Genomic DNA, 24,921 nt, shown 5'->3' with positions numbered 1-24,921 from the left:
ACATCGGCGATCGCCCAGCTGAACCGCCAGACAGGTCGATCGCCGCGGGACTATGCGGCGTGAGCTATTCGCTATCGAAGCCCTTTGATGACGAAACCGCTCGCCAAACCTCCGAGGTCAGATCAGGTCCCGCGAATTGATGCGCCAACGCGGAGTGTTCGCGAAATGACTACCGTGCGACATCACCGCGGGTATGACGCGGACGTCCTCATCGTGGGCGGTGGCATTGTCGGCGTGTCGACGGCCATGCAACTGATTGAGCGTCATCCGGGTCTGAGCTTGCAGTTCCTCGAGAAGGAGGCCTCGCTCGCGGCTCACCAGTCCGGCCACAACAGCGGCGTGATTCACGCCGGCGTGTATTACGCTCCGGGAAGCCCTCAAGGCCGAGTTTTGCAGGCCGACTGCCGAGAAAGAGGTCTCCACTCAAGGTGCCGGTCATCACCCTATCCGACATGCAAATTTCGCGTCGGCGCATGGGTACGCTGCCGTGTCTCCCATCCCTCGGCCAGGCCTACGTCCACGTCGGACGCGGGCAGCATGGACACGGCCCGGACCAGGTCGGACGCACGTTCGGCGAGCATGATCGTCGGCGCGTTCAGGTTGCCATTGGGTTCGGTCGGAAATACCGACGAATCGATCACGCGTAAGCCCTCGATGCCGCGAACCCGCAGTTCGGAATCGACCACGGCCATGTCGTCTTCGCCCATGCGACACGAGCCGCAAGGATGCATCGTACTTTCCAGGTTCGCTCTGACGAAGGCGTCGATCTGCTCATCCGTTTGCACGTCCGGTCCAGGAGCGAGCTCAGCATCGCGGAAGCGATCCATCGCCGGCTGTCCGATGATTTCCCTGGTCAACCGAACGCAGCGTCGAAATCCTTCGCGGTCCTCTTCGCGATCCAGGTAGTTGAAGCGGATCTCAGGGTGCGTATAGGGGTCGTTTGACACCGATCGCACGTAGCCTCGGCTCTTCGGTTTGTTCGGTCCGGTCAACACCATGAACCCATGGCCCTTGAATGGCTTGTCGCCGTCGTAACGCATGGCCGCCGGCAAGAAATGGAATTGAATGTCGGGCCAGCGCAAGCCCGCCTCCGAGCGGATAAATCCACCCGCCTCGAAATGGTTGCTGGCTCCCAGACCGTCCTTGAACAAAAGCCAGCGCAGCCCGATCATGAATTTGCTGAACGGGTCCATCCTGGCGTTGAGCGTAACGGGCTCTTTGCACGCATACTGAATATAGATTTCCGCGTGATCCTGCAGGTTCTCGCCAACACCAGGCAGGTGATGCCTGACTTCGATGCCCGCCTTGCGCAGCACGTCGGCCGGGCCGATTCCGGAGCGTTGCAACAGGTGGGGCGAACCGATCGGGCCAGAAGCAATCAATACTTCAGCGCGGCATCGCGCGGTATGCGTGACGCCGCCCTGATCGTAAGAGACCCCGACAGCGCGCTTTCCTTCGAGAATCACGTGACGTGTCATCGCATTCGTCACGACGGTCAGATTCGACCGCTTCATCGCGGGACGCAAGTAGGCGTTGGCGGTCGACCAGCGCACGCCATCCTTGACCGTCATATGCATCGCGCCGAAGCCTTCCTGCATGTGGCCGTTGCAGTCCTCTGTCTTGATGTATCCCGCTTCCGCACCCGCTTCGATCCACGCGCCATACAGCGGATTCGCCATGTTATTGCCGTTGTTGGTACATAGGGGACCCTCCGCGCCCCGGTACTCGTCCCCCCCGAACTTGTAGGTCTCCGCGCGCCGGAAATAGGGCAGACAGTTGCGATAACCCCAGCCTCGCGCGCCGAGTTCCTCCCATTCATCGAAGTCGCACGCGTGGCCGCGAATATAGACGAGGCCATTGATCGACGACGATCCTCCCAGTACCTTGCCACGCGGGCAATGCAACTGGCGGCCATTCAGATGGGCTTCGGGAGCGGTCTGATAGCGCCAGTTGTACCTGGAAGTATTCATCGGCATCGAAAACGCGCTCGGCATCTGAATGATGACGCTGCGATCGCTGCCGCCGTATTCCAGTACCAGAACACGGACCGCGGGGTCCTCGGTAAGACGGTTGGCCAGTACACATCCGGCCGATCCGGCGCCCACAATGATGTAATCGAATTGCTCGGTAACCATGATATTTGCCTGCTTTCGGGAGCTTGACAGGATCGTCGTTGGATCAGTAGCGACGCTTGTCGCCGGTGGTGTATTGCGGTGAGGTCTTCTCGATATGGGCGATGACCGACGCTTCGTACTTCAGATCGAGCGACCGCGACAGCACGTAATAGGCAATGCCCGAGACGAACAGACCGACCAGCCAGGCCAGATCGACGCTGCCCATCGCACGGGCAAACGGACCGACATACACTTCGTTCGACCCATCGAGAATGCAGAAGAACGGAATCATCGCGGCAAAGCCGATCGCGTAGGCCAGCAAACCGCGTGCGCCCCACTTGCCGTAGAGGTTGTTGCGCGGCATGAAGAAGTGCGGAATCGCATAGCGGCCCTTGCGGACGAAGAAGTAGTCCGTCAGATTGACAGCGGTCCAGGGCACCAGAAAATACAGCATGACGACAAGATAAATATTCAGGACGGAGAGGCCCTTACCCGAGGTATAGATGCTTAAAGCCACGCCGAGCTGAAGGATCACCACGAAGAGAATCGCGAGAATGCGGGTCCGGGGAGTCGGCTGGACTTTCCGGAATGAATCGACCGCCGTGATAGCCGTCAATTTGGCGCTATAGATGTTCATCGCGATCACAGGCAGAAACGCCAGAATCGTGACGGCGACCACGACGCTTCCCATACCCGGTGCCAGGTCGCTACCCACCTGATTCAACGCGACGAGCACATCGGTTGCATGCAGATGGTCGGCGAGCCAGCCGCCAATCGCAATCATCCACGCGCCCGACAGCGATGCGCCCACGAACACCGCCGCGATCAGCTTGCCGCTCGGTGTGTTTTTCGGCAGGTAGCGCGAATAGTCAGAAACATAGGGTGCATAAGCGATGTTGTAGCTGGCCGCCGCCGCGAATTGCGCAATGAATGCGGTCCAGTTGAAACCCAGCGGCGGTGTCGGCGCCGTGCCCGGCGAGGCGGCGGCAAGAGGTATGTCATGTACCCAATGCATCATGACGGCGACAGTCACGAGCCCGTAAAGGGGAAGCGACAGATACAACGCCCATTTGAAACTGCGGTGCATCCAGTGATGACCGAGGATCGCCAGAATCGTAGCGGGCATCGTGACTGCCAATGCCACTTTGACTGGATCCCAGTTGAACAGTGCCTTGAGACCCTGCATCATCAGCACCAGGTTGACGATATTGAATCCCGCAAACACGAATAACGTGGCCAGCAAGACGACGATGACCCCGCGATAGCCGAACTGCGCTCTCGACTGAATCATCTGCGGCAAGCCAAGATGAGGCCCTTGCGAACCGTGAAAGGCCATGAACAAAGTGCCGAACATGATGCCCAGCGTACCGGCTATCGTCGTCCACAGCGCGCTCAGGCCAATGCTGGGACCGACAAAACCAATGGTCATGGTAAAAAACGTAAAATTACCCAAAAACCAGAACGGTCCCTGCCGGGATAGTCTGTCTGTACGTTCGTTATCCGGAATAAAATCGATCGAGTGACCTTCAATGGCGCCGTGCTCGACCCCGGCCAGGACGTTCTCTACTGTTTCGTCTGTTGCTTGCATCATGTACCCCTGCCTGCAATGAGAGGTTGATGGAATAGACATGGATCCGGCATGCATGCTGACCGCGACGCCCGCTCGACGCGTAGCACTCGACCCGCGTTTATCCGGGGCATCGTCAGCGCATTTTTTGCTTCAGTGAAGCGTGATCCAGACCGCCTTGCTCTCCATCAGATGATCGAGCTGCTCGGGGCCGAGGTCCTTGCCGAAGCCGGACGCCTTGAAGCCGCCGAATGGCATTGACGGATCGATGGTGCTATGTGCATTGACATAGACCGTTCCGGCGTGCAATTGCGGGATCAGCTTGTGCACGCGGTTCAGGTCGTTGGAGTAGATCGCGGCGGCGAGACCGTACGGCGAATCGTTCGCCAGCAACAAGGCATCGGCCAGATCGTCAAAGGGAGCCGTGATCAGCACCGGGCCGAAGATTTCTTCGCGGACTATCTTCATGTCGCTGCGGCAATGAGCGAAGATGGTCGGCTCGACGAAATAGCCAGGGCGATCCAGTTCATGGCCGCCATGTACGACTTCCGCGCCCTCGCGCCGCCCGGCGTCAATGTAGGAGGCAACGCGATCCTTCTGAAGCGCGGAAACGAGTGGACTGATGAAGCAATCCCGGTCAAGCCCGGGCGCGATCTTCAGCCTGCGCGTGTGTTCGATCAGTGCGCCAATGAACTTGTCGTGAATGCCTCGCTGGATGTAAACCCGTGCGCCCGCATCGCAGACCTGCCCGGAATTGAAGAAGATGCCGTTTGCAACTGCCTGGGCCGCGGCCTCGATATCGGCGTCTTCCAGCACCAGCACCGGAGACTTCCCGCCCAGTTCGAGCGTGAGGCGTTTGATGCCTCCTACCGCCGTGTGTCCAACCGTGCGGCCCACCTCGGTGGAACCGGTGAACGTGATTTTGTCGATTCCCGGATGGGCGGCCATGGCGGCGCCGATTTCGCGCCCGCGCCCGGTTATCACGTTGACCACGCCATCCGGGATGCCGGCCTCCTGCACCAGTTCCGCGAAGCGAAGCGTGGACAGCGAGGTGAGTTCGGCGGGTTTGATGACGGTCGTGCAACCGGCGGCAAGCGCGGCCGCCACCTTCCACGCCATGGTTTGCAGCGGGAAGTTCCATGGCACGATGACGCCGACCACGCCAATGGGTTCCTTGCGTGTGTAGGCGACGTAGTCACCCGGCAAGGAAGGTTCAACCGTGCGGCCGTGGAGCTTCGACGCCCAGCCGGCAAAGTAGCGGAAGGTGTCGATCGTACCTTGAACGTCGACGTCACGCGCGTTGGCAACGGACTTGCCTACATCGATCGATTCGATCTCGGCCAGCTCCGTTGCGTTTGCCTCGATCAGATCGGCGAGCCGATGAAGCAGGCGTTCGCGCTCAAGAGGTTTGAGCCTTCGCCATGGTCCACCGTCAAACTGTTTGCGGGCAGCTTCAACCGCGCGGTCCAGATCGGCCGTCGTGCCCAAGGGAATGTGCGTGATCACGCCGGTGGTGGACGGCTCGATCACCGCGCAAGATTCGCGTTCGCCTTGCGGCACCCAGGCACCGCCAATCAACATGCTCTGCGGCTTGTTGAGAAAGCGTTGCGTCTCTTCCTGGACGCCGAACTTCTCCAGATAATTTCGTACGACGGTATCCATCATTGTCTCCTGCCTTATAGATTGGGTGTCACTCGGCCTCTCATGGGCCAGTTTCCTGCGCGTATGTCCGCCTGTTCCTGCAATGCTTGGCGAAGAACTCGCAAGGCCGCCGGCGCGGTCAACCGCTCACCAACGTCCGGGTCCATCGATATAAACGCGACTTGTGGCAAGCCAGCGTTTAGAGAGACTATGGACGACATGTCCGATGGTAAAAATCACGTGAATCAGATGTTCATATCGGGAATATCGAAGCAAACGGTGCGGTGGGGACAACGACGGTGATCCAGTTGCAGGATGTGGACCTCAAACTCCTGAGGGTATTCATGACGGTGGTCCGGTGCGGCGGCTTTTCCGCCGCTCAGGCGACCTTGAACGTCAGCCAGTCGACGATCAGCGAACAGATGACGACGCTCGAAACGCGATTGGGGCTCAAGCTTTGCGAGCGCGGGCGCAGCGGATTTCGCCTTACCGAACACGGCGTGGCGACTTACGAGGCGGCGCAGCGGCTGCAGGTGGCGGTGGAAAGCTTCTGTGTGGATACCGATGCGCTAAAAGAGCACATCTCGGGCAAGCTGTATTTGGGCATCATCGACAACACGGTCACCGATTCGGCCTCGCCGCTGCCCCAGGCACTTCAAGCGTTCGTGTCGAGGGGACACGACGTGCATCTGGACGTCTACGTGGGCACGCCTGCCGAACTGGAGGAGCGTGTGCTGGACGGCCGGCTGCACATCGCTGTCGGGCATTTTCCACTGCATGTGCCAGGGCTGACCTACACCGATCTCTATTGCGAACCGGACGGCCTATATTGCGGAAAGAGCCACCCGCTTGCCGGCGGCTCGCAAGGCGACATCGCGCTCGAACAAACCATCGCGGCCAGCCGCGTAGTCGCGCGAGGCTATCTGCAGCAGCATGACCTTCAAATGCTCAAGGTCAGTAAAGCCGCGGCAACCGTCGACAATATCGAAGCCCAGGCCATCCTTATTCTATCGGGGGCATATATCGGCTTTCTGCCGATCCACTATGCGGCCCGATGGATCGCGCGCGGCGAAATGCATCAGATATGCCCGGACCAGTTCGGCACCCAGTGGCCGTTTTGCGCGATCATACGGCGGGCCGCCGTACCCCCGACCATCCTTCAGGTATTCATGATCGACCTGATGGAAAGCTACCGCATGGTCGCGCAAATCGCACGCACGGCATAAGGCTAGGGTTGTGCGGACGCAAGCGGCGTCGGCTCGCCATTTCGATAGGTGTAGATGGTGATGGGAGAATCCGTGAGATCGCGATTCTTGTCGAACCGGTAGTGGCCGGAAACACCACGGGAATCGATGCTCGCCAGCGCAGCGCGGTATTGGGCGGGTTCGATCGAATTGGCCTTCATCATGGCTTGCGCGACAATGTTCATGCCGTCGTACAAGGCCGCGCTGTAGGTCAGCGGATCGGTATGAAAGCGTTGCTTGTAGTCCGTCTTGAACTGACGGCCTTCCGGCGTTTGATCGAGAACAGGACCGCCTTGCGGGCAATACACACGCGTGTCGACCGCGTCGCCGCCAAGTTTCGCCAGCTCGGCATTGCACATCGCGTCGCCACCCAGCAGGTAGCCATTCATCGCGAGGCGCTTCATCTGCTTGCGCAGCGCGCCAGCCTGGGCGTAGTAACCGCCGTAGAAAATCCCTTCGGCGTTCGAGCCCTTCACGTGGGTGAGAATCGAAACGAAATCGGTCGCCTTGTCGGTCGTATATTCACGATCGACGATCTCGATGCCGTTGGCTTTAGCCGCGGTGATGAACTCGTCGGCGAGACCCTGGCCGTACGCAGTACGATCGTCGATCACCGCGATGCGCTTGATCTTGAGCTGCTTGGCTGCAAACTCCCCCATCCGGCTTCCAAGCTGCGTATCGCTGGCCGAGATACGAAACACGAACGGATAGTCGTGTTGCGTGATCGACGGATTCGACGCGACGGTCGCCATCACGATGCTCGACACGTTCAGGAGGTTCGAGATCGGAATCGCGACGCCGGAATTGAAAGGCCCGAAAATGACTTTGACGTTGGCGTCCACCAGGCTTTGCGCGACCGTCATACCGATACGCGGATCACCGGCGTCGTCTTGCGAGACCAACTCGAAACGCGTTTTCTGGCCGCCGATCACGAGACCCTTGGCATTCAGGCGCTCGATCGCCAGTCTCACACCGTTTTCGTCGTCCTTGCCGACGGCGGCCTGCGGGCCGGTCAATGGCCCCGTCAAACCGATCTTGACGACTTGCTCGCCGGCTGTCGCGCTCAGGGAGATCATGCTCACAGCGACTGCCGTCAACCAGCTCGCACCTGCGTATGGTTTCTTCATCATGCTCTCCTCACCTCGTGTGATGCGCCAAACCGTGTCGTCGCCGAGGGGCAAATCTCACCGGTGTGGGCATAGATAACATCGCGTGGACCCTTCCGTCACGACAACTCTTCCGATATCCGGACAGTCGGGTTGGCAGCAATTCTCCGTAGCCAAATTCCCCAATAAAATGCACCATTGATGAAATACATTTCGGAAATTCCCGAAGTAATCGAGAGGCGGCACGATGCAAGTTCAGGACACGGATCTTAAGCTATTGCGGATCTTCGAAACCATCGTGCGATGCGGCGGCTTCGCCGCTGCGCAGCCGATTCTCAACATCGGTGCATCGAGCATCAGCGAATACATGTCGCAACTGGAGACGCGGCTCGGACTGCGGTTATGTGAACGCGGACGCGCCGGTTTCCGGCTCACCGAGGAAGGCACGGAACTGCACGCCGCCGCACAGCGTCTGCTCGGCGCGGTCGACACGTTTCAGATGGAAGCCGGTGCATTGCGCAATCAGCTTTCCGGTGTGTTGCGCTTCGGCATGATCGAGGCAACGTTGACCGACAAATACTCACCGTTGCCTGCAGCGATTCGTGAGTTCGGCCAGATGGCGCCCGACGTCCGGCTGCACGTGCAGATCGAAACGCCGGGCAGCATGGAGCAGCATGTGCTGGACGGCCGTCTGCATCTGGCGGTCGGGCCATTCCCCGCGCAGATTCCGGGTCTCGACTACATGCCGCTCTACCGCGAGGAGCAGGGGCTCTACTGCGCGTCGACCCACCCGCTATACGAGCGGGCGAGCGGCCGTGTACCGGTTTCGGTACTCAGCAAACAGCGGCTCGCCGCCCGCGCGTATCTTGGCAGCAAGGAACTCAAACTCCTGCACATGCCGCAGGCCGCGGCCTCGGTCGACAACGTCGAAGGTCGCGCCATGCTGATCCTGTCGGGCAATTACATTGGCTTTCTGCCGCCCCACTACGCGCAGCCGTGGGTGGACGGCGGTCTGTTGGCCCGCATCGATCCCGAACACTACGTGACGCATCTCGACTTTCAGATCATCACGCGTAAAGGCGGCGAACCGGCACGGGTCGTACAGGCTTTCTGCAACCAATTGCGGGCAGCGGTCAGCAAGGTGAGCCGTGCCGTGCGAAGCGGCAAATAGCGCCGCCTGACACGGAGCAAACGACGTCCCGTTCAACGGCGGAGGTTTCGTTTGACTTTGCGTTGATGCATCACGCGGCCAATTGTGTTCAGCAGCAATTGCGCCGCCAGGATCGACGTCGAGCCAGAATGATCGTAGTCGGGCGCGACTTCCACGAGGTCGATGCCGATCACGTCACCCTGTTCGGCCAGCCCGGCGAACAGCTCGAGTCCTTCGTAATACAACAGGCCGCCGTGGCTTGGCGTGCCGGTGCCCGGTGCGATCGACGGATCGAAGCCATCGATATCGATCGTCAGGTAGTAGCGCACGCCCTTCGGGATACGATCCAGCACACCCTGAATGCCGAGTCGCCGCAGGTCGCGCACCGAGATAATGTCCGAGCCCATTTCGCGCGCCTGTGCATAGCCTTCGCGCGCGGTAGACGACACGTTGCGGATACCGATCTGCGTCATGCCCGACACGACGCTCTTTTCTGCCGCACGCCGTAGCGGATTGCCGTGGCCATGACGCACGCCATGACGCTCGTCGACGAAATCGAGGTGAGCGTCGATATGGACGATATGAAACGGCTCCTGACCTTCGAACGCATTGATGCACGGAATGTTGATCGAGTGGTCGCCTCCCATCACCACCGGCAATGCGCCCGCCGCCAGGATCTTACGCACGCCGTATTCGATGTTGGCGTGGCTCTTCTCCGTGTTGGTGTGAACCATGTCCGCATCGCCGATATCGACAATGCGAACTTCGTCGCTCGGCAGATAAACGACGTCGTCTTCGAAATCGTATGCACCGCCGTGTCCGAACGAGAATAGCGTCGACGCATCACGAATCGAGCGAGGGCCGAACCTTGCGCCTGCGCGCCACTGTGTACCGCAATCGAAAGGAGCGCCCATCACCGCGACGTCCGCGTCGATCTTGTCCCAGTCAAGGCACAGCGGAGACTTCGCAAACGTGCAGATTCCCACAAACGGCAAATTGAGCCGACCGGTTTCGTAGCTGTTTTCAGCCATGTTGCCTCCGTCCTGTTATGGATTCAGATATATGCGGCGCAGAGGCGTCGCCGATCATGGCGGGCCAGCGATGCGTCTGGAACGAAGTCTAGGCAAACAGATTCAACGGAAAAATACCGGAGTTAAGAAATACATTTCGGGAAAGTCCGATGCAATGCTGAAACGTAGAGAGAGTGGCCACGCGCTGTGGAATTCGTTAACGAACTCAGTTGAGGAGCTAACGTGACCAGCCGGAAAAGTGAAAGTCAACCTCACAAACTTCCGAGAATTGCGGGCCGCGTCACGCCGTCAAGTAATAGTCCCTGAACTGATCCCTTAACCGGTTCTTGAGCACCTTGCCGGTTGCACCGAGAGGAACGGCGTCTACAAACACGACGGCATCGGGTTTCCACCACTTCGCCACCCGGCCGTCAAAGAATTCGAGCAACTCGTCGCTGCCTAGCGCGCTCTCCGGCTTCTTTACGATCAGCAGTAACGGGCGCTCGTCCCATTTCGGATGCCTTGCGGCGATGCACACGGCGCTCGCAACCCCCGGGTGCAGGCAGGCGACGTTCTCGATGTCGATCGAGCTGATCCATTCGCCACCGGACTTGATGACGTCCTTGCTGCGGTCCGTGATCTGCATGAAGCCGTCGGGATCGATCTTCGCTACGTCACCGGTCGGAAACCAGCCGTCGCAGAGCGGCGACGCATCCTCGCTGCCGAAATATCCGGACGTAACCCACGGCCCGCGCACCTGCAGGTCGCCGGTCACCTGACCGTCCCATGACAACTCCTCGCCCTCCGGGCCCACGATTCTCATGTCGATGCCGAACACGGCGCGGCCCTGCTTTGCCTGGATGGCATAGCGCTGCTGCGTCGGCAACGACAGGTGGCGCCCTTTGAAACTGCAAACCGTGCCTACCGGGCTCAGTTCCGTCATCCCCCATGCGTGCAGGACGTCGACGTGGTAACGCTCCTGGAATTCCGTGGTCATGGCGGTCGGACATGGCGCGCCGCCCACGATCGTGCGGCGCATGGAGGTAAACGTCGTGCCACGCTCGGCCGCATGTCGAAGCAGTCCCTGCCAGACGGTCGGGACACCGGCGGAGAGCGTAACCTGTTCTGCCTCGATCAGCTCATAGAGCGATTTTCCGTCGAGAGCGGGACCCGGGAACACAAGCTTGGCGCCGACCATGCATGCGATATAGGGCAGGCCCCACGCGTTCACATGGAACATGGGAACGACCGGGAGGATCACGTCGCGTGCCGAGCAGTTCAGTGAGTCGGGCAATGCCGCTGCATAGGTGTGCAGAAGCGTTGAACGATGGCTGTACAGCACCCCTTTCGGATTGCCGGTGGTCCCTGACGTGTAGCACAGAGAAGACGCATGGTTCTCGTCAAGGAGAGGCCACGCGAAGTCGTCACTGTGACCGTCAATGAGATCTTCGTAGCACAGCAACATGATCGGCAGATCGTGCCTCGCCGGCATGTTGGCTCGATCGGTCATCGCGACGAATACCTTCGGGCTCCTGATACGTGATGCGACAGACTCGATCAGCGCGAGGAAGGTCAAGTCGAAGAAGATGACGCGATCGTCAGCATGATCGATGATGTAGGCGAGCTGATCGACGTGCAGCCGGGGGTTGAGCGTGTGGAGCACGGCACCGGAACCCGACACCGCAAAGTACAACTCCATGTGGCGGTAGCCGTTCCATGCCAGCGTACCGACGCGCTCGCCGTGGCCGATCCCCAGGCCAGCGAGTGCATTGGCCAGTCTTCGGGCGCGTTGCGCAAGATCGCGATAGCGATATCGGTGAATGTCGCCTTCGACCCGTCGCGACACGATTTCCTGCCCGCCGTGATGCCGTTCCGCGTGGGTGAGGAGCGACGCGACCAGCAGCGGTTGCTGCATCATCAATCCATGCATGAGTACCTTCCTGATTTGTCCAGATTCAGCTTAGCTGCGAGTGACACGGACCTGCCGGGGCGTCGCCGAGGGTAAGTTCGAGCTTACCGTCGACGTTCCGGACGGGAAAAGTTGCGACACTCAAACCACCTTTTCCCGGCATGCAACCGGTCGCAACGTCAAAACGAAGACCGTGGGCGGGGCAGCGAAGCAGGCGCCCTTCGATCTGGCCACCTGCAAGTGCTGCACCATTGTGCGGACAGGAGTTTTCGACGGCGCAAAGCTCACCGTCGATGTTGAAGAGCACGACGCTGCGGCCGTCAACGAAAACTAGCTTGCGTTGTCCAGGCGCGAGTTCATCGGCGGATCCGACCGGTATCTGGCGTGACATTACCTGCTCTCCTGATCGCCAATCGACCGCAACATGGCATCCGCGATCGCGCCGGGCGAGTACGCCCCGGACAACGACAGTGCCGAATTAAACACAAAATGCGGCACGCCCCTCACTTCTTCAGCCCGCGGCGAACGTGGTAACGGCATGTGCTCGTCCTGCCGCGAGGTCATGAGATGGTCAACGAGGCCCGCGGCGTCGAGACCGCACTCGAGGCCAATGCGCTCAAGCACGTCCCGGTTGCCGATATCTTCGCCGCCCATGAAATAGCCTGTGAACAGCCGGTCGATCAACAACACGGGCTTACACGCCGCGCCACTAGTTGTGGCTGTGGCCCAGGCAACGAGATTGTGCGCTGCCCGAGTGTTGGGCATCACCGCGATCCTGTCGAACGCCAGCTCGATGCCCGCTGCGTGAGCGGCCTCCTGAACCTCTGCACGCCGCGCGGCGACCGCGCCCGGACTCCCCAGACGAGCCACATAGAAAGCCTGATACGGTAGCCCACTGACCGGCGTGTCGGGCAGCAACTGATGCGAGTGCCACCGTACCTTGACGCCGACGTCGGGACGCAAGCTTGCGATGCGACTGAGAGCCGCATCGAGATTGCGCTTGCCAATCAGGCACCACGGGCAGACAAAATCGAAGTGGACATCGACCGTCACCGACGCGTTTTGGCTCACTGCCGAGCCCGGTTCCGTTGCACCGCCCATATCAGAGAAGCTCACGGATCAGCGTGTCGGCCTGCGGCCACTCGCCATAACCGGCCGCGGGATTCAGATGCGCAACTTCGCCCAGATCGACGAGACGGCTGCCCCAGTCCGCTGCCATTCCCGCAGCGCGATCAAACGCGGCAAGCGGATCATTACGGCTGGCGCCGAGAATACTCGGGAACGGCAGCGCTTTGCGCGGGAACGGCAGCCACCCGTGTTCTTCGAGCACGTCCAGCGCCGGATAACCCTCGGGCATCGGAACTTCCAGGTCGGCAGGCGTGGCCAGCAGCGCGCCCTGGATCGGGCGCTTGTGGTGCTGCGCCCAGTGCACGGTAATCATGACGCCGGCACTGTGAGCGACCAGTACGATCGGGCCATCGATCTTCGCGATGGCCTCGTCCAGCGACGCGACGCGCGCCGCGCAGCTGAGTTTGTCGTGCTCGAGCGGCGGCACCGAAGCCGTTTTGGGAAGGCGAGCCTGCAGCAGTGTCTGCCAGTGTTCGGCCACATGGTCACGCAGACCGGGCACGATCAGTACGGTAGGTGCGGTGTTGAGCGTCACGACGCTGAGTCCTTCAGGTTAGTACGGCTTGTCGCCAACAATTCCGGCTCGCTCCATCTTGCGATGGCACGGCGCGTAATCCATCACTGCGTAGTGCTGCGTGCTGCGGTTGTCCCATATCGCGATGCTGTTCGGCTTCCAGCGCCAGCGCACCTGGTACTCCGGGATGTACGCCTGGCTGATGAGATAACGCAGCAGGTCGGACGCGCCCGGATTGGCATCCTGGCCGAAGCGCACGCGCGCCGGCGTGTGGTAGTTCGTGAAGTGCGTCGTGAACGCATTGACAAACAGCACTTTCTCGCTCGTCTCGGGGTGCGTGCGCACAACCGGATGCTCTGCATCGGGATACTGCGCTTTCAAGGCATGCCGTTTCTCGATCGGCATCACAGCCCCGAAGCTCGCCTCGATGCTGTGGCGTGCGCGCAGGTCGGCGATCTGTTCCTTCACGTGCGCGGGCAGGTTCTCATACGCGAGCACCATGTTCGCCCACATCGTGTCGCCGCCGATGGGCGGGCATTCCACGCATCGCAGCACGGCGCCAAACTGCGGGGCTTCGCGCCACGTGGCGTCCGAATGCCACGCATTTTCGTAGCGGTCGTTGGGCTGGTCCGGCGACTTGTAGATTCGCACAAGGCCGGGATGCTCAGGATCACTGCCCGCGACCGGATGGTCTTCCAGTTCGCCGAAGCGGCGCGCGAAAGCGACATGTTCAGCGCGGCTGATGTCCTGATCGCGCAGGAACAGGACGCGGTGTTTGAGCAGGTTCGCCCGGATCTCGGCAAAGAGGCCATCGTCGTGGATCGCGTCGGCGAGCTTCACGCCCACCAGTTCGGCGCCAATGGCGTTGTTGAGTTGTTCGACAAGCATGACGCCCTCCTTAGATGACGAAGACCGATGAACCCGTTGTCTTGCGCGATTCGACATCACGGTGCGCTTGTGCGGCATCCTCGAGCGCATAGCGCTGATTGATCTCGATCTTGATGCGGCCAGCCGCAACGTGACCGAAGATTTCCCCGGCCAGGTCTGCTTTTTCGGCGGGGTCGGCGATGTAGTCGGCGAGTGCGGGACGAGTCAGGTACGGGGACCCTTTCATTGCCAGGATCTGCGGATTGAATGCCGGAATCGGCCCCGATGCCGTGCCGACGCAAACAATGAGACCGCGGCGCTTGACCGAATCCAGAGTGGCTTCGAAGGTATCCTTGCCGACACTGTCGAACACCACATTGACCCCGGCGCCATCGGTCAGTTCGCGTACGCGCCGCGCGACGTCTTCATGGCCATAGTTGATGGTGTGGTCGCAGCCATGGGCGCGGGCGACTTCCGCCTTTGCTTCGCTCGAAACGGTACCGATCACCGTGAGCCCCAGCAGTTTGGCCCACTGCGATACGATCAGCCCGACGCCGCCCGCGGCAGCATGGAGCAGAATCGTATTACCGGGTTTGAAGTCGTAGATGCGCCGCATCAGATACGACGAGGTCAAGCCGCGCATGGTCATGGCTGCCGCCGTCTCGCAGGTAATGCCTTCAGGCAGCTTGATCAGCGGTGCCGCCGGACACAGGCGCTCCGTACTGTAGGCGCCAAGCGTGTTGATAAAGCCCGTGTAGGTGACACGGTCACCTACCGCGACGTTCGTCACGCCCTCGCCCACTGCTTCGACCACGCCGGCTGCCTCTACACCCATGCCGGCAGGCAGCGGAACCGGATACAGTCCGGAGCGGAAATAGGTGTCCGCGAAATTCAGACCGACGGCCTCATGGCGCAGGCGAACCTGGCCCGGGCCCGGATCACCGACTTCAACGTCCTCGTAACGCAAGACCTCAGGGCCGCCGGTTTCGTGAAAGCGGACTGCTTTCGCCATGATTCGTTCTCCAGTTTGATTCTCGATTTATAGAAGGGGAATGCGCCTGCTGGCGGACCATCACGTCCCGGGTGCAGGCGGCCATTACCGCAAAGTGTCCAGATACTGCGTTAACCGACCGCGCCGCCGCTTCACCGCGCGGACGACGCGGCAAGCGCCAGGACACCGCTCAGAGCGAGGCTCCCTCACGCAGTGCATTCACGAGATCAAGGTCGCGTCTGTAGCTGGAACGGCCGATGGCGAACGCGAGCGCCGCGAACAGCGGCGCCAGCGGGACCAGTTGCAAGGCGCCGAGCAAGCCGATCCGGTCTGCGACGATGCCCGTGAGAATAGCCGCGGGCGCCAGTCCCAACAGGTTGTTGGCCAGTGTCAGGGTAGCGAATGCCGACGCGTGGATCGACGGCGGCGTAAGGTTCGCCACCATGGCGCCCGAAGGCCCCGTCGCGCCAGCACAGAAGAACATGCCACATCCGATCAGGATGAGCTGCAACCGGCCGGCCGGCAGTTGGAAGGCGATGCCGAGCAGGACGCAGCACAACAGGCAGTACACGATCGCGGTCAGCCACTTTCTTTGGACAACCTTCCTGTTGAGACGGTCGGAGAGGCTTCCGCACGCGATCATGCCAAGGCCGGTCACGAGCACGAACACCGCGGCTTGCACGGCCGCCTTTCCCGGTGCCAGGCCGTAATAGCGATTCAGGAAGCTCGGCATCCAGGACCACACGGCCGCCGGAACCAGCAGATGAATGCCGCTGCCCACATAGGCGCAAACGACGGACTTCGTGGAAAACAGCCCCTTCATCAGTGCACGGAAGCTCATGCGCACGCCGAGATTACCCTTCTGCCCGGCGATCACCGGTTGCAGCGATGCCAGCTTTTTCTCCGTGACAACACACCGGTAAATCGCAACTAGCGCGATGCCGAGGCAGGCCATTGCGCCGAACGACCAGCGCCATCCAAGGTGGGTCGCGACGGCACCGCCCAGCGCCATGCCCATCACTGACCCAAACGCCCCGCCTGCCATGAAAGTGGCGGTGAGGGTGGCGCGCAGACGCGGCGGGAAAATGCTCAGGACGAGCGCGATGCCCACACTGCCGTAGGCCGCCTCGCCAATACCGACGCACGCACGCGCGAGCAACATCTCGCCGTAAGTCGTCGAGATCGCACACCCAAGCGTCGCGAGACTCCATAGCGCCGCCATCAGTACGATGCTCTTTACGCGGCCCCAGCGATCCGCGAGAACCGAAAGCGGAAAAGTCAGCACGCCAACCATCAGTGCCACCACGCTGCTGAGCGACCCGAGCTTCGTGTCAGAGAGATTCCACGCGGACTTGATGAACGGAAAGACCGCGTTGAGAACCTGACGCGACATATAGTCGGAAAGCAGCAAACCGATCGTGAGCGCGCATACCACCCATGCGTAGGCGGGTATGTCCGATTGCGTTGCCGAAACATCGCCCGTGGTGGGCTCAGCATGCTGTAAAAGCATTTCGTCTCCTCCGCGTCTCGCGCGTCCAGCGCCCTTTTTTTCCCATGACGGACAAAGGGGCCGATATTTGTGTCGCCCCCCGATCCGGGCCGGGGAGCCTCCTTCAATCGCCATCGGCACAAGATGTCATGCCGATGGCGAGTCCCACCCTGTTACGCCGCGCGCAGCGGCAGGTTCTTCACGCCTGCCTTGCGATTCGGTGTCATCCCGTTGGCCGCGAGAGTCTCGTCAACCGTCTTGTACTGCACGCCGATCTTGTAGATCTCGCGCGCTTCCTTGCCGCTCGCAATCTCACGGCCCAGTTCGCGCGCCACGCGCACGCACTGCTCGATCTGCTGCACCGAGCTCATGCGATTGCCGTGCTGGTCGATGATCGTATCCTCGATGCCGCAGCGCGGGTGCAGGCCCATCGACATCGCCATCATGTTGAACGGCAGGACGTTCTTCAGCAACGACTCGGCCGTGACCGTGCTGCCGTCCGGCGCACGGTGGACGAAGTTGAAGAAGTTGAACGGATTCGGACCGTCAAAGCCGCCGCCAATGCCGATCCATGTCAGGTTCAGCGGACCCTTGTAGGCGCCCTTGCGCACCAGACGATCGAGCGTTTCGAGTGCATGAATACCGGTGAGCTGGAAGTGCGGCTGGATGCCCGAGGCCTGCAGGCGGCGCAGGTGTTCCTCAACCCAGGCCGGACCCGCGGGCACCGTCATTTCGCTGTACGCAGCCATGAGCGCAGGATTGGCGAGTGACGTGCCTTCCAGGTACTCCGGATAGAGCAACTCCATGATGTTCATCTGCGTGGTGTTGATCGCGACCGTCACCTGATCGGGCTTCGGGTCGAGGTCGGCCAGCATGTGACGCGTGTCGTCGGACAGCCACTTCGCGGCCTGGCCGTCGTCTTCCGGTGCAAACGAGATCGAGCCGCCCACCTGGATGATCATGTCCGGCACGGCCGCGCGCACGCCCGCGATCAGCTCGTTGAACTTCGACAGGCGCTTGGAGCCCTTGCCATCCAGTTCGCGCACGTGCAGGTGCAGCACGGTCGCGCCGGCGTTGTAGCAATCGACGGCCTTCTGGATCTGCTCTTCCATCGTCACCGGAATGTCTTCCGGAAAATCCTCGGGCATCCATTCCGGGCCGTACGGAGCCGTCGTGATGACTACCTTGTCCTGATTCTCCGGGTGCAGCGAGTCGTCGAGAAATTGCATCGTTTCCTCCAGAAATAGTTGGATGTTTTTACTTCGGCGTCAGGCGCATGTCGACGCGTCAGGAAATGGATCAGTGAGGCGAAGATACGGCAATCCGTCGACACGGATTTCGTTTTTGGTGACATTGTTTTATGATTTGACGACACTGCGTGTTAACACCAATCCCGCGACCCATCCTGCGCCAACGGGCTTCACGCGTGAGGAACGCAAGGGGATCGAATGCAAAGCATGGTGAGGTCGTCGACGCTGCACGGGTATTTCGACGTTGTAAGAGGCTTGGGCCTCAACCCCTACGAGCTAGTGCAGGAGGTCGGTCTCGACGCCGTGGCGCTGGCGAACCCCGATGAACGGATCCCGGCTGACGGCGCCTGCCGGTTACTGGAAGCGACCGCGGAGAAAGCGTCGTGTCTGACACTTGGGCTGCAGATAGCGCAAACCCGCCAGCAGTTCGGTAGTGGCGTCGTCAACGTTCTGCTCGCCCACAAGCGCACGCTCCGCGAGGTGCTGCTGGCCGCAGCCCAGTACCGCTATCTGCTCAACGAAGCGCTGGGTGTCTACATCGAAACGACCGGCGACACGGTGACGATCCGCGAAGAGATTGTTGCCGAACCGGGCACCCGGACAGTACAGGCGATTGAACTGGCAGTCGGCGTGCTGTCCCGCCATTCCAGCGCGCTCCTCGGTGCTCACTGGAAACCGCACAGCGTGCACTTCACTCATGCGGCGCCGCCTGACCTCACGTTCCATCGCCGGTTCTTCGGCTGTCCGGTCACATTTGAAAGCGACTTCAACGGATTCGTTTGTGCGGCAGCGGACCTCGATTATCCGAATCCGAATGCAGACCCCGTGCTGGTCCGTTATGCGGAAAGTCTCGCCAATCCGCTGAACGTGACGGCGGCAGATTCGATTGCGCTGGATGTGCGCAAGACGATTTACCTGCTATTGCCCCTCGGTCAGGCTTCAATCGAACTGGTGGCGCAACAACTGAATTTGACGGTGCGCACGCTGCAGCGCCAGCTTGATTCGGCCGGTTCCAGCTTCTCGAGCATCGTTGAAGAAGTGCGGCGTGATCTTGCTGTGCGCTACCTGCTCAACCCACGCTATCCGATCGGCCGGGTCGCCGCCTTGTTGGGCTACACCAACCAGGGGGCATTTACGGTCTGGTTCCAGAAGCGTTTTGGTATGACGCCCCGTGACTGGCGCGGTCGCCACCGGAAGTGAAAATACTCCGGGGTGTGGTGACGTCTGTGCCGTCCCCACGCACCCGGTCCGGCGCATGGTTGTCCGGACTGAACAACTGACTCGGGCCGCCTAGAAGCTATGACGCAGGCCGATCATGGCTGCCGTCGTCGTCACACCGGGCGCCACCGGCTGACCGTAGACGATCGTCTGGTTCATTGTCCCCTTGTTATTGACATGACCGACCTGCGCGTAAACCATCGTTCTGACGGAGAGCTTGTATTCGCCTCCGAGCGCGATTTCCGTCGAGCGATTTGCCGAATTATTCTTGTCCTTCAGGTAGTAGAAGCCCGAGGTAACCTGAAATGCCGGGGAGAAACGATAGCCCAATCCTCCGGAATAGAGATCAATATTGACCTGATTGGAATGCGCGGGATTCTTGCCGTTACTGTACGACGCCGACACCGAGAAGCCACGGAAAGTATAGAGCGCGCCAAGATAAACGAACCGGTTGTTATTGAGTCCCGTCAATGGCGCGCCAGGAGCCGGATTCGTGTCGTGTCCGTTGTAGTACACAGCGGACAGACTCAGACCGTAGTTCGCGTACTTGAGCACCGCGGACTCGCGCGTCCCTCCCTGAAACTGGCCTGCCACGCCGCCGGGCGCGTATTCCAATCCGATCGAAGCGCCGCCGAAAGAGGGCGACTGGTAAACCAGCGCGTTGCTGTCGTACAGTGCGCCGATTGGAGCATTGGTGCTGGTGCCCGGCCAACCGGCGGCCTGGTTCATACCCAGCCACGCGGTCAGGATACTGCCGAAGTATTGGGAGGACCGTACATCCGTCTCGGCCATCGCATAGATCATCGGGACGATCTGCCGACCCGCGTTGAACGTGCCGAACGGTCCCGATACGCCGATTGTCGCAAACTGATTGAATTGAGCCACGACGCCTGGCGTATCGCTCAGGCCGGATTTGCCAGTGCTACTGTCGAACGAACCCTGGAGCTTGAAATTGACATGGTAGCCGCCGCCGATATCTTCGCTACCCTTGATCCCCCATAGGCTCGAATAGATGCCGCCGTCCTTGAGACGGTACACCGCTCCCGTATTTGGCGCCTTTGGATTGAACGACGCTGCCGAGCTGCTCTGGTACAAGAAACCCGAATCGACGATGCCGTAAAGCGTCACCGAAGATTGCGCATGGGCGACGCTCGCGAATGCGATGAGCGCGGCCGCTCCGATCAGTTTCACCTGCATTTTGTCTCCTGATAGTTTTGTTTCGACTGCGCCAGCCAGTCGCTCCCTGTGTTGAACTCAAGTCGCGCAGGTGCAACGGAATTCGCGGCATGGTGGCGCGTCGTGCAGGGAAGAATACGTAAAGGAGCTCGTACAGACCCCTCCCAAAGCGGGAGGGGTGAGTAATTCGACAGCAGACTAAGATCAGTTCTAACGGACCACCAGTGCGAAGCCAACTGGCGCGTTCAAAACGAGGCAGCAGGATCTGCAAACGTCGAATGCAGCATAAGGGATACCATGTATCGACACCATCTCGTCCCTGTGGGCGATATTGATTCGTGTATCGAAACAACCGGTCGCGCAGTCGCGTTTGCCCAGTCGATGGGTGCGCGCATCACCTTCCTGCCCATACCGTACCAACACGCCGACACGCTGCATCGCCAACCTGACTCCCATGAGCCGTGGGCCTGACAGCGCGCACGCAAGATACGTCAATTCGTGCTCAAGTCGATTCGAGATTGAAGGATAGTGAATTGTCACTTAACCAATAAAACTGGAGATAAATCGATGAAAAAAGCAACTGTACTCAAGTTGGCGGCTAGCGCAATGTTCGCGCTGGCATCTATCAGCGTATGGGCTCAGTCTAGCCAGCCAGCCGCTGCTTCAACCGGATCCGCAAAAGCTGCATCGACTGGGGTCGATGCCAAAGCCGCTAAACGAGCAAATCGCGAACTGGCCAAACAGGTTAGAACGGCTATTGCCAAAGAGAAGAGCATCAATGCCGCGAACATCAGCGTGAAAGCGAAAGGCGGCGCGGTAACGCTTTACGGAACCGTGCCTGCAGCGTCTCAGATCGACGCAGCGGCCGCCGTAGCGAAAACGGTCCCAGGTGTGACATCGGTCAAGAATCAGATCGTGATTCAGCAGACATTCGGCCAGTAATCTCGTTGCGGGGCGTGCGCTTTTACCCCACGAAATCGAAAGCATTCCGTGGACTTTCGCGATGCTCCGAAACCCCTTCCAGGGCACGGGGCGATATTGCTTTCACTGCTTGCGGTGTGGCCCTGGCACCGATGTCCGATCGATTTTATCCAATCATCTACCTTACTATTTACTATGCAATGCAAATCAACTGTGTCTGATTTCGAATCGGGTGAAGTGAACGTAAGCTCATGTGCGACCGGTCTCCACCCCATTGCAAAAAGCGAGTACTCAAGTAACGCGCCGCAAGCCGAAACGCCGGCCGCGCGCATACAAAAAGCAAATTGGGCCTGGGCTGAAAGTTCCAGACACTTCGACTGGATGGACTGGCATACACTCTCGGCCCACCCGACCATCACCGACTTTGACCTGTAGAGGTAGACGGACCCGTTATCTGGTCTGGACGGTGCCGTACAATGACGGCCGTGGTGATCCGACATCAACGAGCCTCGTCAACGCCCATGCATTCGCCCAGCGCCACCGTCCCGATCTCACTCGTCAACGGTTTCCTTGCCGCCGCGGGTGCACGGCCGGGCCTGGTCGTCAAATACCTGGACGAAGCCAGCATCTCGCCGGCGCTTCTGACCGAACCGGGCGCGCGAGTCACAGAGGAACAGTTTTCGACCTTATACCGTGCGCTCGCCATTGAACTCGACGATGAAATGCCGGGCATCTTCGCCCGTCCGATGCGCAGCGGCACACTGAAGTTTCTCTGCCTGAGCCTGCTCGATGCGCCCAACCTGGAAATTGCCATGCATCGGTTTGGGCAGTTCTTTCACATTGTCCTCGATGACTTCAGGTTCGAATCGCGCAGAGACGGCCTGATAGCGTGCGCTGCCCTTCATCCTGATCCATCGTCAGCCCTCAGCATGCTCGGGCAACAGCTCATGTTGAAGCTCGCACACGGCGTGGCATCGTGGCTGATCGGTCAGAAAATTCCCTTGCTGCAAGTCGAGTTCGCGTTTTCCTGTCCGCCGCACACGGTGGATCATCTGTACCTGTTCCCCGGACCTGTTCATTTCGACTGCAAGCAAACGCTGATGCGCTTCAGCGCCGCGTATTTCGACATGCCCATCCGCCAGCGCAAGACGAATTTGCGCAAATTTCTCGCGCGTGCTCCGGAGGACTGGATCTTTGTTTCCTTCAGCGAGCAGCTCACGAGCCACCGCATTCGACAGTACCTCGCATCCCGTTTGCCGGATGTGCCCACCGTTGAAGACGCAGCGCGGAGTTTTCACTGCTCGGTCCGCACGTTGTGCCGGCGCCTCGCCGCAGAGGAAACCGCATTTCAGACTTTGAAGGACGAGTTGCGGCGTGATATCGCGATTCAGCGCCTCACCGGCACCAATGACCCGATCGCCGCGATCGCGGGCGATGTCGGCTTTGACGATCCCACTGCGTTTCATCGGGCCTTCCGGCACTGGACTGGGAGCACGCCTGGTGAGTACCGCCGGCAACCCTGAGCGCGACCCTGCTCGCCTCGCGGAACCATTGAGCGGCAACCGGCCTCGCTGACCCACGCAATGGGGTAAACGCGCATCGGCGAGCCGCCTGCTTCGCGAGTCGTGGCCGATTTTGTCAATAGATGGGCCGATTTGGGTAGTCGATTCGCGCCCAATCGGGACTACGATCGGCTCACTGTTACCGTGCCGGGCCATCTCGTCTGCCCTGCTCGCGTCCCTTCTTCGATTGCATTTCTGGAAATCCATCATGAGCTATACGGCGCCCGTCAAGGACATGCTGTTTGTCATCAATGAACTTGCCCACCTCGATCGCGTGTCGGCGCTCCCGGGCTTCGAAGACGCTACCGCGGACACCGCGCAGGCCGTGCTCGATGAAGCGGCGAAGTTCAGCGCGGACGTGATTGCGCCGTTGAATCTCGAAGGCGACAAAAACCCGAGTACCTGGCGCGACGGCGAGGTTTACGCCACGCCGGGCTTCAAGGAAGCCTTCCGCCAGTTTGCCGAAGGAGGCTGGCAAGGTGTCGTGCATCCCGTCGAATACGGTGGCCAAGGCTTGCCTAAACTCCTGGCGACACCGTGCATCGAGATGCTGAACGCCGCCAACCTGTCGCTGGCTCTGTGCCCGCTGTTGACCGACGGCGCGATCGAGGCGCTCCTGACAGCCGGCACTGAAGCGCAGAAGCAAGCTTACGTGCCAAAGCTGATCTCCGGTGAGTGGACCGGCACGATGAATCTGACCGAACCCCAAGCCGGCTCGGACCTGGCATTGGTACGCACGCGGGCCGAGCCCCAAGGCGACGGAACGTATCGCGTGTTCGGCACCAAGATCTTTATCACGTGGGGCGAACATGACATGGCGAAAAACATCGTCCATCTCGTGCTGGCTCGTACACCCGATGCACCCGAGGGCGTCAAGGGCATCTCACTCTTCGCCGTACCGAAGTTTCTCGTCAACGAAGACGGTTCGCTGGGCGAGCGCAATGACGTGCATTGCGTGTCGATCGAACACAAACTCGGTATCAAGGCGAGCCCGACCGCGGTGCTGCAATTCGGCGATCACGGTGGCGCAATCGGCCATCTGATCGGCGAGGAGAATCGCGGCCTCGAATACATGTTCATCATGATGAATGCGGCCCGCTTTGGCGTGGGTGTGCAGGGTATCGCCGTTGCTGAACGCGCGTATCAGAAGGCCGTTGCATATGCGAAGGATCGCGTGCAAAGCCGGCCGGTGGATGGCTCCGCGAAGCAGTCCGTGGCAATCATTCAGCACCCGGACGTGCGCCGCATGCTGTTGACAATGCGCGCGCTAACCGAGGGCGCCCGTGCGCTTGCCTACGTTGCAGCCGCGCATAGCGACATCGCGCATCGCCACACGGATGAAGCCGTGCAGGCGGAACACCAGGCCATCTACGAATATCTCGTGCCGATTGTGAAGGGCTGGAGCACGGAAAACTCGATCGAAGTGGCGAGCCTGGGCGTGCAGGTCCACGGCGGCATGGGCTTCATCGAAGAGACCGGCGCCGCGCAGTACTACCGCGATGCGCGCATCCTGACGATCTACGAAGGCACCACGGCGATTCAGGCGAACGATCTGATCGGGCGCAAAACCTTGCGCGACGGCGGTGCGGTGGCGAAGGCAATCCTCGCCCAAATTGATCGAACGCTGGGAGAACTGCAAGACTGTGCGTCGCTCTCCTCCACCCCGGCGTTCCGGTCGCTGCACAAGCGGCTCGCGGCAGGACGCCAAGCTCTCGCGAGCGTAGTGGACTTCATGCTCGTCAACGCCAAAAGCGACCCGAATGCGGTATTTGCCGGCGGCGTGTCCTACCTGAAGCTGGCTGGCATCGTGCTGGCGGGCTGGCAATTTGCACGTGCCCTGCTGGTAGCTGCTGAGAAGCACGCTGAGGATAAGCCGTTCTACGACGCGAAGATCGCAACCGCTCACTTCTTTGCCGATCACATCCTGCCCCAGGCCGTCGCGCTCGAGGCATCCATTGTCAGCGCGAAGGACAACGAAGGCATGTTGGCGCTGAGTGAAGACCAGTTCTAAAGAAAAGGCATCGCATCGTGACAGACGCAAGTCTCATTGAGCAATACGGTCCA

The 24,921-nt window shown here is 60.3% G+C and carries 20 protein-coding genes and 1 pseudogene; 7 read left to right on the top strand and 14 right to left on the bottom strand.

Features of this window, described 5'->3' with window-relative positions; all coding sequences use genetic code 11:
• Positions 1-87 precede the first annotated feature (87 nt).
• A pseudogene (locus PQR42_RS43710) lies at positions 88-315 on the top strand (FAD-dependent oxidoreductase); the annotation flags it as partial.
• A gap of 128 nt (positions 316-443) precedes the next feature.
• On the opposite strand, the gene betA reads toward PQR42_RS43710, so the two are convergent.
• From betA to PQR42_RS43695, 3 genes are all read right to left on the bottom strand, one after another.
• Positions 444-2,135, bottom strand: coding sequence for a choline dehydrogenase (gene betA / locus PQR42_RS43705; RefSeq protein WP_408393045.1), 1,692 nt, complete (start codon positions 2,133-2,135; stop codon positions 444-446).
• Positions 2,136-2,178: 43 nt separating this feature from the next.
• A complete protein-coding gene (locus tag PQR42_RS43700) occupies positions 2,179-3,705 on the bottom strand; it encodes a purine-cytosine permease family protein (RefSeq protein ID WP_408393078.1) in 1,527 nt (508 codons plus the stop codon).
• Between the two features lie 129 nt (positions 3,706-3,834).
• A complete protein-coding gene (locus PQR42_RS43695; protein WP_408393047.1) occupies positions 3,835-5,343 on the bottom strand; it encodes an aldehyde dehydrogenase family protein in 1,509 nt (502 codons plus the stop codon).
• A 278-nt stretch (positions 5,344-5,621) separates the two neighbouring features.
• Here PQR42_RS43695 and PQR42_RS43690 point away from each other — a divergent pair, with 278 nt between their 5' ends.
• Positions 5,622-6,548, top strand: coding sequence for a LysR family transcriptional regulator (locus PQR42_RS43690; RefSeq protein ID WP_408393050.1), 927 nt, complete (start codon positions 5,622-5,624; stop codon positions 6,546-6,548).
• A 2-nt stretch (positions 6,549-6,550) separates the two neighbouring features.
• Here PQR42_RS43690 and PQR42_RS43685 read toward each other — a convergent pair whose 3' ends face one another.
• On the bottom strand, positions 6,551-7,693 hold the full coding sequence (locus PQR42_RS43685; RefSeq protein ID WP_408208739.1) for a branched-chain amino acid ABC transporter substrate-binding protein: 1,143 nt from the start codon (positions 7,691-7,693) through the stop codon (positions 6,551-6,553).
• Between the two features lie 226 nt (positions 7,694-7,919).
• Between PQR42_RS43685 and PQR42_RS43680 the strand changes: the two genes are divergently transcribed.
• Positions 7,920-8,843, top strand: a complete 924-nt coding sequence (locus PQR42_RS43680; RefSeq protein ID WP_408208174.1) for a LysR family transcriptional regulator — start codon at positions 7,920-7,922, stop codon at positions 8,841-8,843.
• A 32-nt stretch (positions 8,844-8,875) separates the two neighbouring features.
• Here PQR42_RS43680 and speB read toward each other — a convergent pair whose 3' ends face one another.
• The 9 genes from speB to PQR42_RS43635 form a co-directional block, all read right to left on the bottom strand.
• The gene (speB, locus tag PQR42_RS43675) at positions 8,876-9,853 is read right to left on the bottom strand and encodes an agmatinase (protein ID WP_408208171.1); all 978 of its coding nucleotides are present in this window, start codon (positions 9,851-9,853) and stop codon (positions 8,876-8,878) included.
• 280 nt (positions 9,854-10,133) lie between these two features.
• Complete coding sequence (locus tag PQR42_RS43670) at positions 10,134-11,762, bottom strand: 3-(methylthio)propionyl-CoA ligase (protein ID WP_408393053.1); 1,629 nt, start codon at positions 11,760-11,762, stop codon at positions 10,134-10,136.
• Between the two features lie 25 nt (positions 11,763-11,787).
• Complete coding sequence (locus tag PQR42_RS43665; RefSeq protein ID WP_408393055.1) at positions 11,788-12,132, bottom strand: Rieske (2Fe-2S) protein; 345 nt, start codon at positions 12,130-12,132, stop codon at positions 11,788-11,790.
• Complete coding sequence (locus PQR42_RS43660) at positions 12,132-12,857, bottom strand: DsbA family oxidoreductase (RefSeq protein WP_408393058.1); 726 nt, start codon at positions 12,855-12,857, stop codon at positions 12,132-12,134. The genes PQR42_RS43665 and PQR42_RS43660 overlap by 1 nt, the downstream gene beginning before the upstream one ends.
• Positions 12,844-13,404, bottom strand: a complete 561-nt coding sequence (locus tag PQR42_RS43655; protein ID WP_408393061.1) for an RBBP9/YdeN family alpha/beta hydrolase — start codon at positions 13,402-13,404, stop codon at positions 12,844-12,846. The genes PQR42_RS43660 and PQR42_RS43655 overlap by 14 nt, the downstream gene beginning before the upstream one ends.
• A gap of 18 nt (positions 13,405-13,422) precedes the next feature.
• Positions 13,423-14,271, bottom strand: coding sequence for a TauD/TfdA dioxygenase family protein (locus PQR42_RS43650; RefSeq protein WP_121106919.1), 849 nt, complete (start codon positions 14,269-14,271; stop codon positions 13,423-13,425).
• A 10-nt stretch (positions 14,272-14,281) separates the two neighbouring features.
• On the bottom strand, positions 14,282-15,262 hold the full coding sequence (locus PQR42_RS43645; RefSeq protein WP_408393064.1) for a quinone oxidoreductase family protein: 981 nt from the start codon (positions 15,260-15,262) through the stop codon (positions 14,282-14,284).
• Positions 15,263-15,431: 169 nt separating this feature from the next.
• Complete coding sequence (locus PQR42_RS43640) at positions 15,432-16,751, bottom strand: MFS transporter (protein WP_408393066.1); 1,320 nt, start codon at positions 16,749-16,751, stop codon at positions 15,432-15,434.
• Positions 16,752-16,903: 152 nt separating this feature from the next.
• Positions 16,904-17,959: a beta-keto acid cleavage family enzyme gene (locus PQR42_RS43635; protein ID WP_408208149.1), complete on the bottom strand. Its 1,056-nt coding sequence runs from the start codon at positions 17,957-17,959 to the stop codon at positions 16,904-16,906.
• Positions 17,960-18,178: 219 nt separating this feature from the next.
• On the opposite strand from PQR42_RS43635, the gene PQR42_RS43630 reads away from it, so the two are divergent.
• Positions 18,179-19,180 carry an AraC family transcriptional regulator gene (locus PQR42_RS43630; protein ID WP_408393069.1) on the top strand — a complete coding sequence of 334 codons (1,002 nt, stop codon included), beginning with the start codon at positions 18,179-18,181 and terminating at the stop codon, positions 19,178-19,180.
• Positions 19,181-19,270: 90 nt separating this feature from the next.
• Here the strand turns inward: PQR42_RS43630 and PQR42_RS43625 are convergent, their stop codons facing one another.
• Complete coding sequence (locus tag PQR42_RS43625; RefSeq protein ID WP_408208143.1) at positions 19,271-20,395, bottom strand: porin; 1,125 nt, start codon at positions 20,393-20,395, stop codon at positions 19,271-19,273.
• Positions 20,396-20,941: 546 nt separating this feature from the next.
• Here PQR42_RS43625 and PQR42_RS43620 point away from each other — a divergent pair.
• The 3 genes from PQR42_RS43620 (at position 20,942) to PQR42_RS43610 (ending at position 24,868) form a co-directional block, all read left to right on the top strand.
• Positions 20,942-21,316 (top strand): BON domain-containing protein, encoded by a 375-nt coding sequence (locus PQR42_RS43620; RefSeq protein ID WP_408393072.1) that lies wholly within the window; start codon positions 20,942-20,944, stop codon positions 21,314-21,316.
• Positions 21,317-21,816: 500 nt separating this feature from the next.
• Positions 21,817-22,818: an AraC family transcriptional regulator gene (locus tag PQR42_RS43615; protein ID WP_408208736.1), complete on the top strand. Its 1,002-nt coding sequence runs from the start codon at positions 21,817-21,819 to the stop codon at positions 22,816-22,818.
• A 247-nt stretch (positions 22,819-23,065) separates the two neighbouring features.
• On the top strand, positions 23,066-24,868 hold the full coding sequence (locus PQR42_RS43610; RefSeq protein ID WP_408393075.1) for an acyl-CoA dehydrogenase: 1,803 nt from the start codon (positions 23,066-23,068) through the stop codon (positions 24,866-24,868).
• Positions 24,869-24,921: the final 53 nt, after the last annotated feature.

Source organism: Paraburkholderia sediminicola (assembly GCF_046027355.1).
GTDB classification, from domain to species: Bacteria; Pseudomonadota; Gammaproteobacteria; order Burkholderiales; family Burkholderiaceae; genus Paraburkholderia; species Paraburkholderia sediminicola_B.
Note: the sequence above shows the minus strand (reverse complement) of the source record. Positions and strands in the feature narration are given on the sequence as shown.

What these genes read in the sequence shown, in the direction of transcription:
- betA (WP_408393045.1), bottom strand. Translation starts at nt 2,135, where the DNA reads ATGGTTACCGAGCAATTCGATTACATCATTGTGGGCGCCGGATCGGCC.
- PQR42_RS43700 (WP_408393078.1), bottom strand. Translation starts at nt 3,705, where the DNA reads ATGATGCAAGCAACAGACGAAACAGTAGAGAACGTCCTGGCCGGGGTC.
- PQR42_RS43695 (WP_408393047.1), bottom strand. Translation starts at nt 5,343, where the DNA reads ATGGATACCGTCGTACGAAATTATCTGGAGAAGTTCGGCGTCCAGGAA.
- PQR42_RS43685 (WP_408208739.1), bottom strand. Translation starts at nt 7,693, where the DNA reads ATGAAGAAACCATACGCAGGTGCGAGCTGGTTGACGGCAGTCGCTGTG.
- PQR42_RS43680 (WP_408208174.1), top strand. Translation starts at nt 7,920, where the DNA reads ATGCAAGTTCAGGACACGGATCTTAAGCTATTGCGGATCTTCGAAACC.
- speB (WP_408208171.1), bottom strand. Translation starts at nt 9,853, where the DNA reads ATGGCTGAAAACAGCTACGAAACCGGTCGGCTCAATTTGCCGTTTGTG.
- PQR42_RS43670 (WP_408393053.1), bottom strand. Translation starts at nt 11,762, where the DNA reads ATGCATGGATTGATGATGCAGCAACCGCTGCTGGTCGCGTCGCTCCTC.
- PQR42_RS43665 (WP_408393055.1), bottom strand. Translation starts at nt 12,132, where the DNA reads ATGTCACGCCAGATACCGGTCGGATCCGCCGATGAACTCGCGCCTGGA.
- PQR42_RS43650 (WP_121106919.1), bottom strand. Translation starts at nt 14,271, where the DNA reads ATGCTTGTCGAACAACTCAACAACGCCATTGGCGCCGAACTGGTGGGC.
- PQR42_RS43645 (WP_408393064.1), bottom strand. Translation starts at nt 15,262, where the DNA reads ATGGCGAAAGCAGTCCGCTTTCACGAAACCGGCGGCCCTGAGGTCTTG.
- PQR42_RS43640 (WP_408393066.1), bottom strand. Translation starts at nt 16,751, where the DNA reads ATGCTTTTACAGCATGCTGAGCCCACCACGGGCGATGTTTCGGCAACG.
- PQR42_RS43635 (WP_408208149.1), bottom strand. Translation starts at nt 17,959, where the DNA reads ATGCAATTTCTCGACGACTCGCTGCACCCGGAGAATCAGGACAAGGTA.
- PQR42_RS43630 (WP_408393069.1), top strand. Translation starts at nt 18,179, where the DNA reads ATGCAAAGCATGGTGAGGTCGTCGACGCTGCACGGGTATTTCGACGTT.
- PQR42_RS43625 (WP_408208143.1), bottom strand. Translation starts at nt 20,395, where the DNA reads ATGCAGGTGAAACTGATCGGAGCGGCCGCGCTCATCGCATTCGCGAGC.
- PQR42_RS43620 (WP_408393072.1), top strand. Translation starts at nt 20,942, where the DNA reads ATGAAAAAAGCAACTGTACTCAAGTTGGCGGCTAGCGCAATGTTCGCG.
- PQR42_RS43615 (WP_408208736.1), top strand. Translation starts at nt 21,817, where the DNA reads ATGCATTCGCCCAGCGCCACCGTCCCGATCTCACTCGTCAACGGTTTC.
- PQR42_RS43610 (WP_408393075.1), top strand. Translation starts at nt 23,066, where the DNA reads ATGAGCTATACGGCGCCCGTCAAGGACATGCTGTTTGTCATCAATGAA.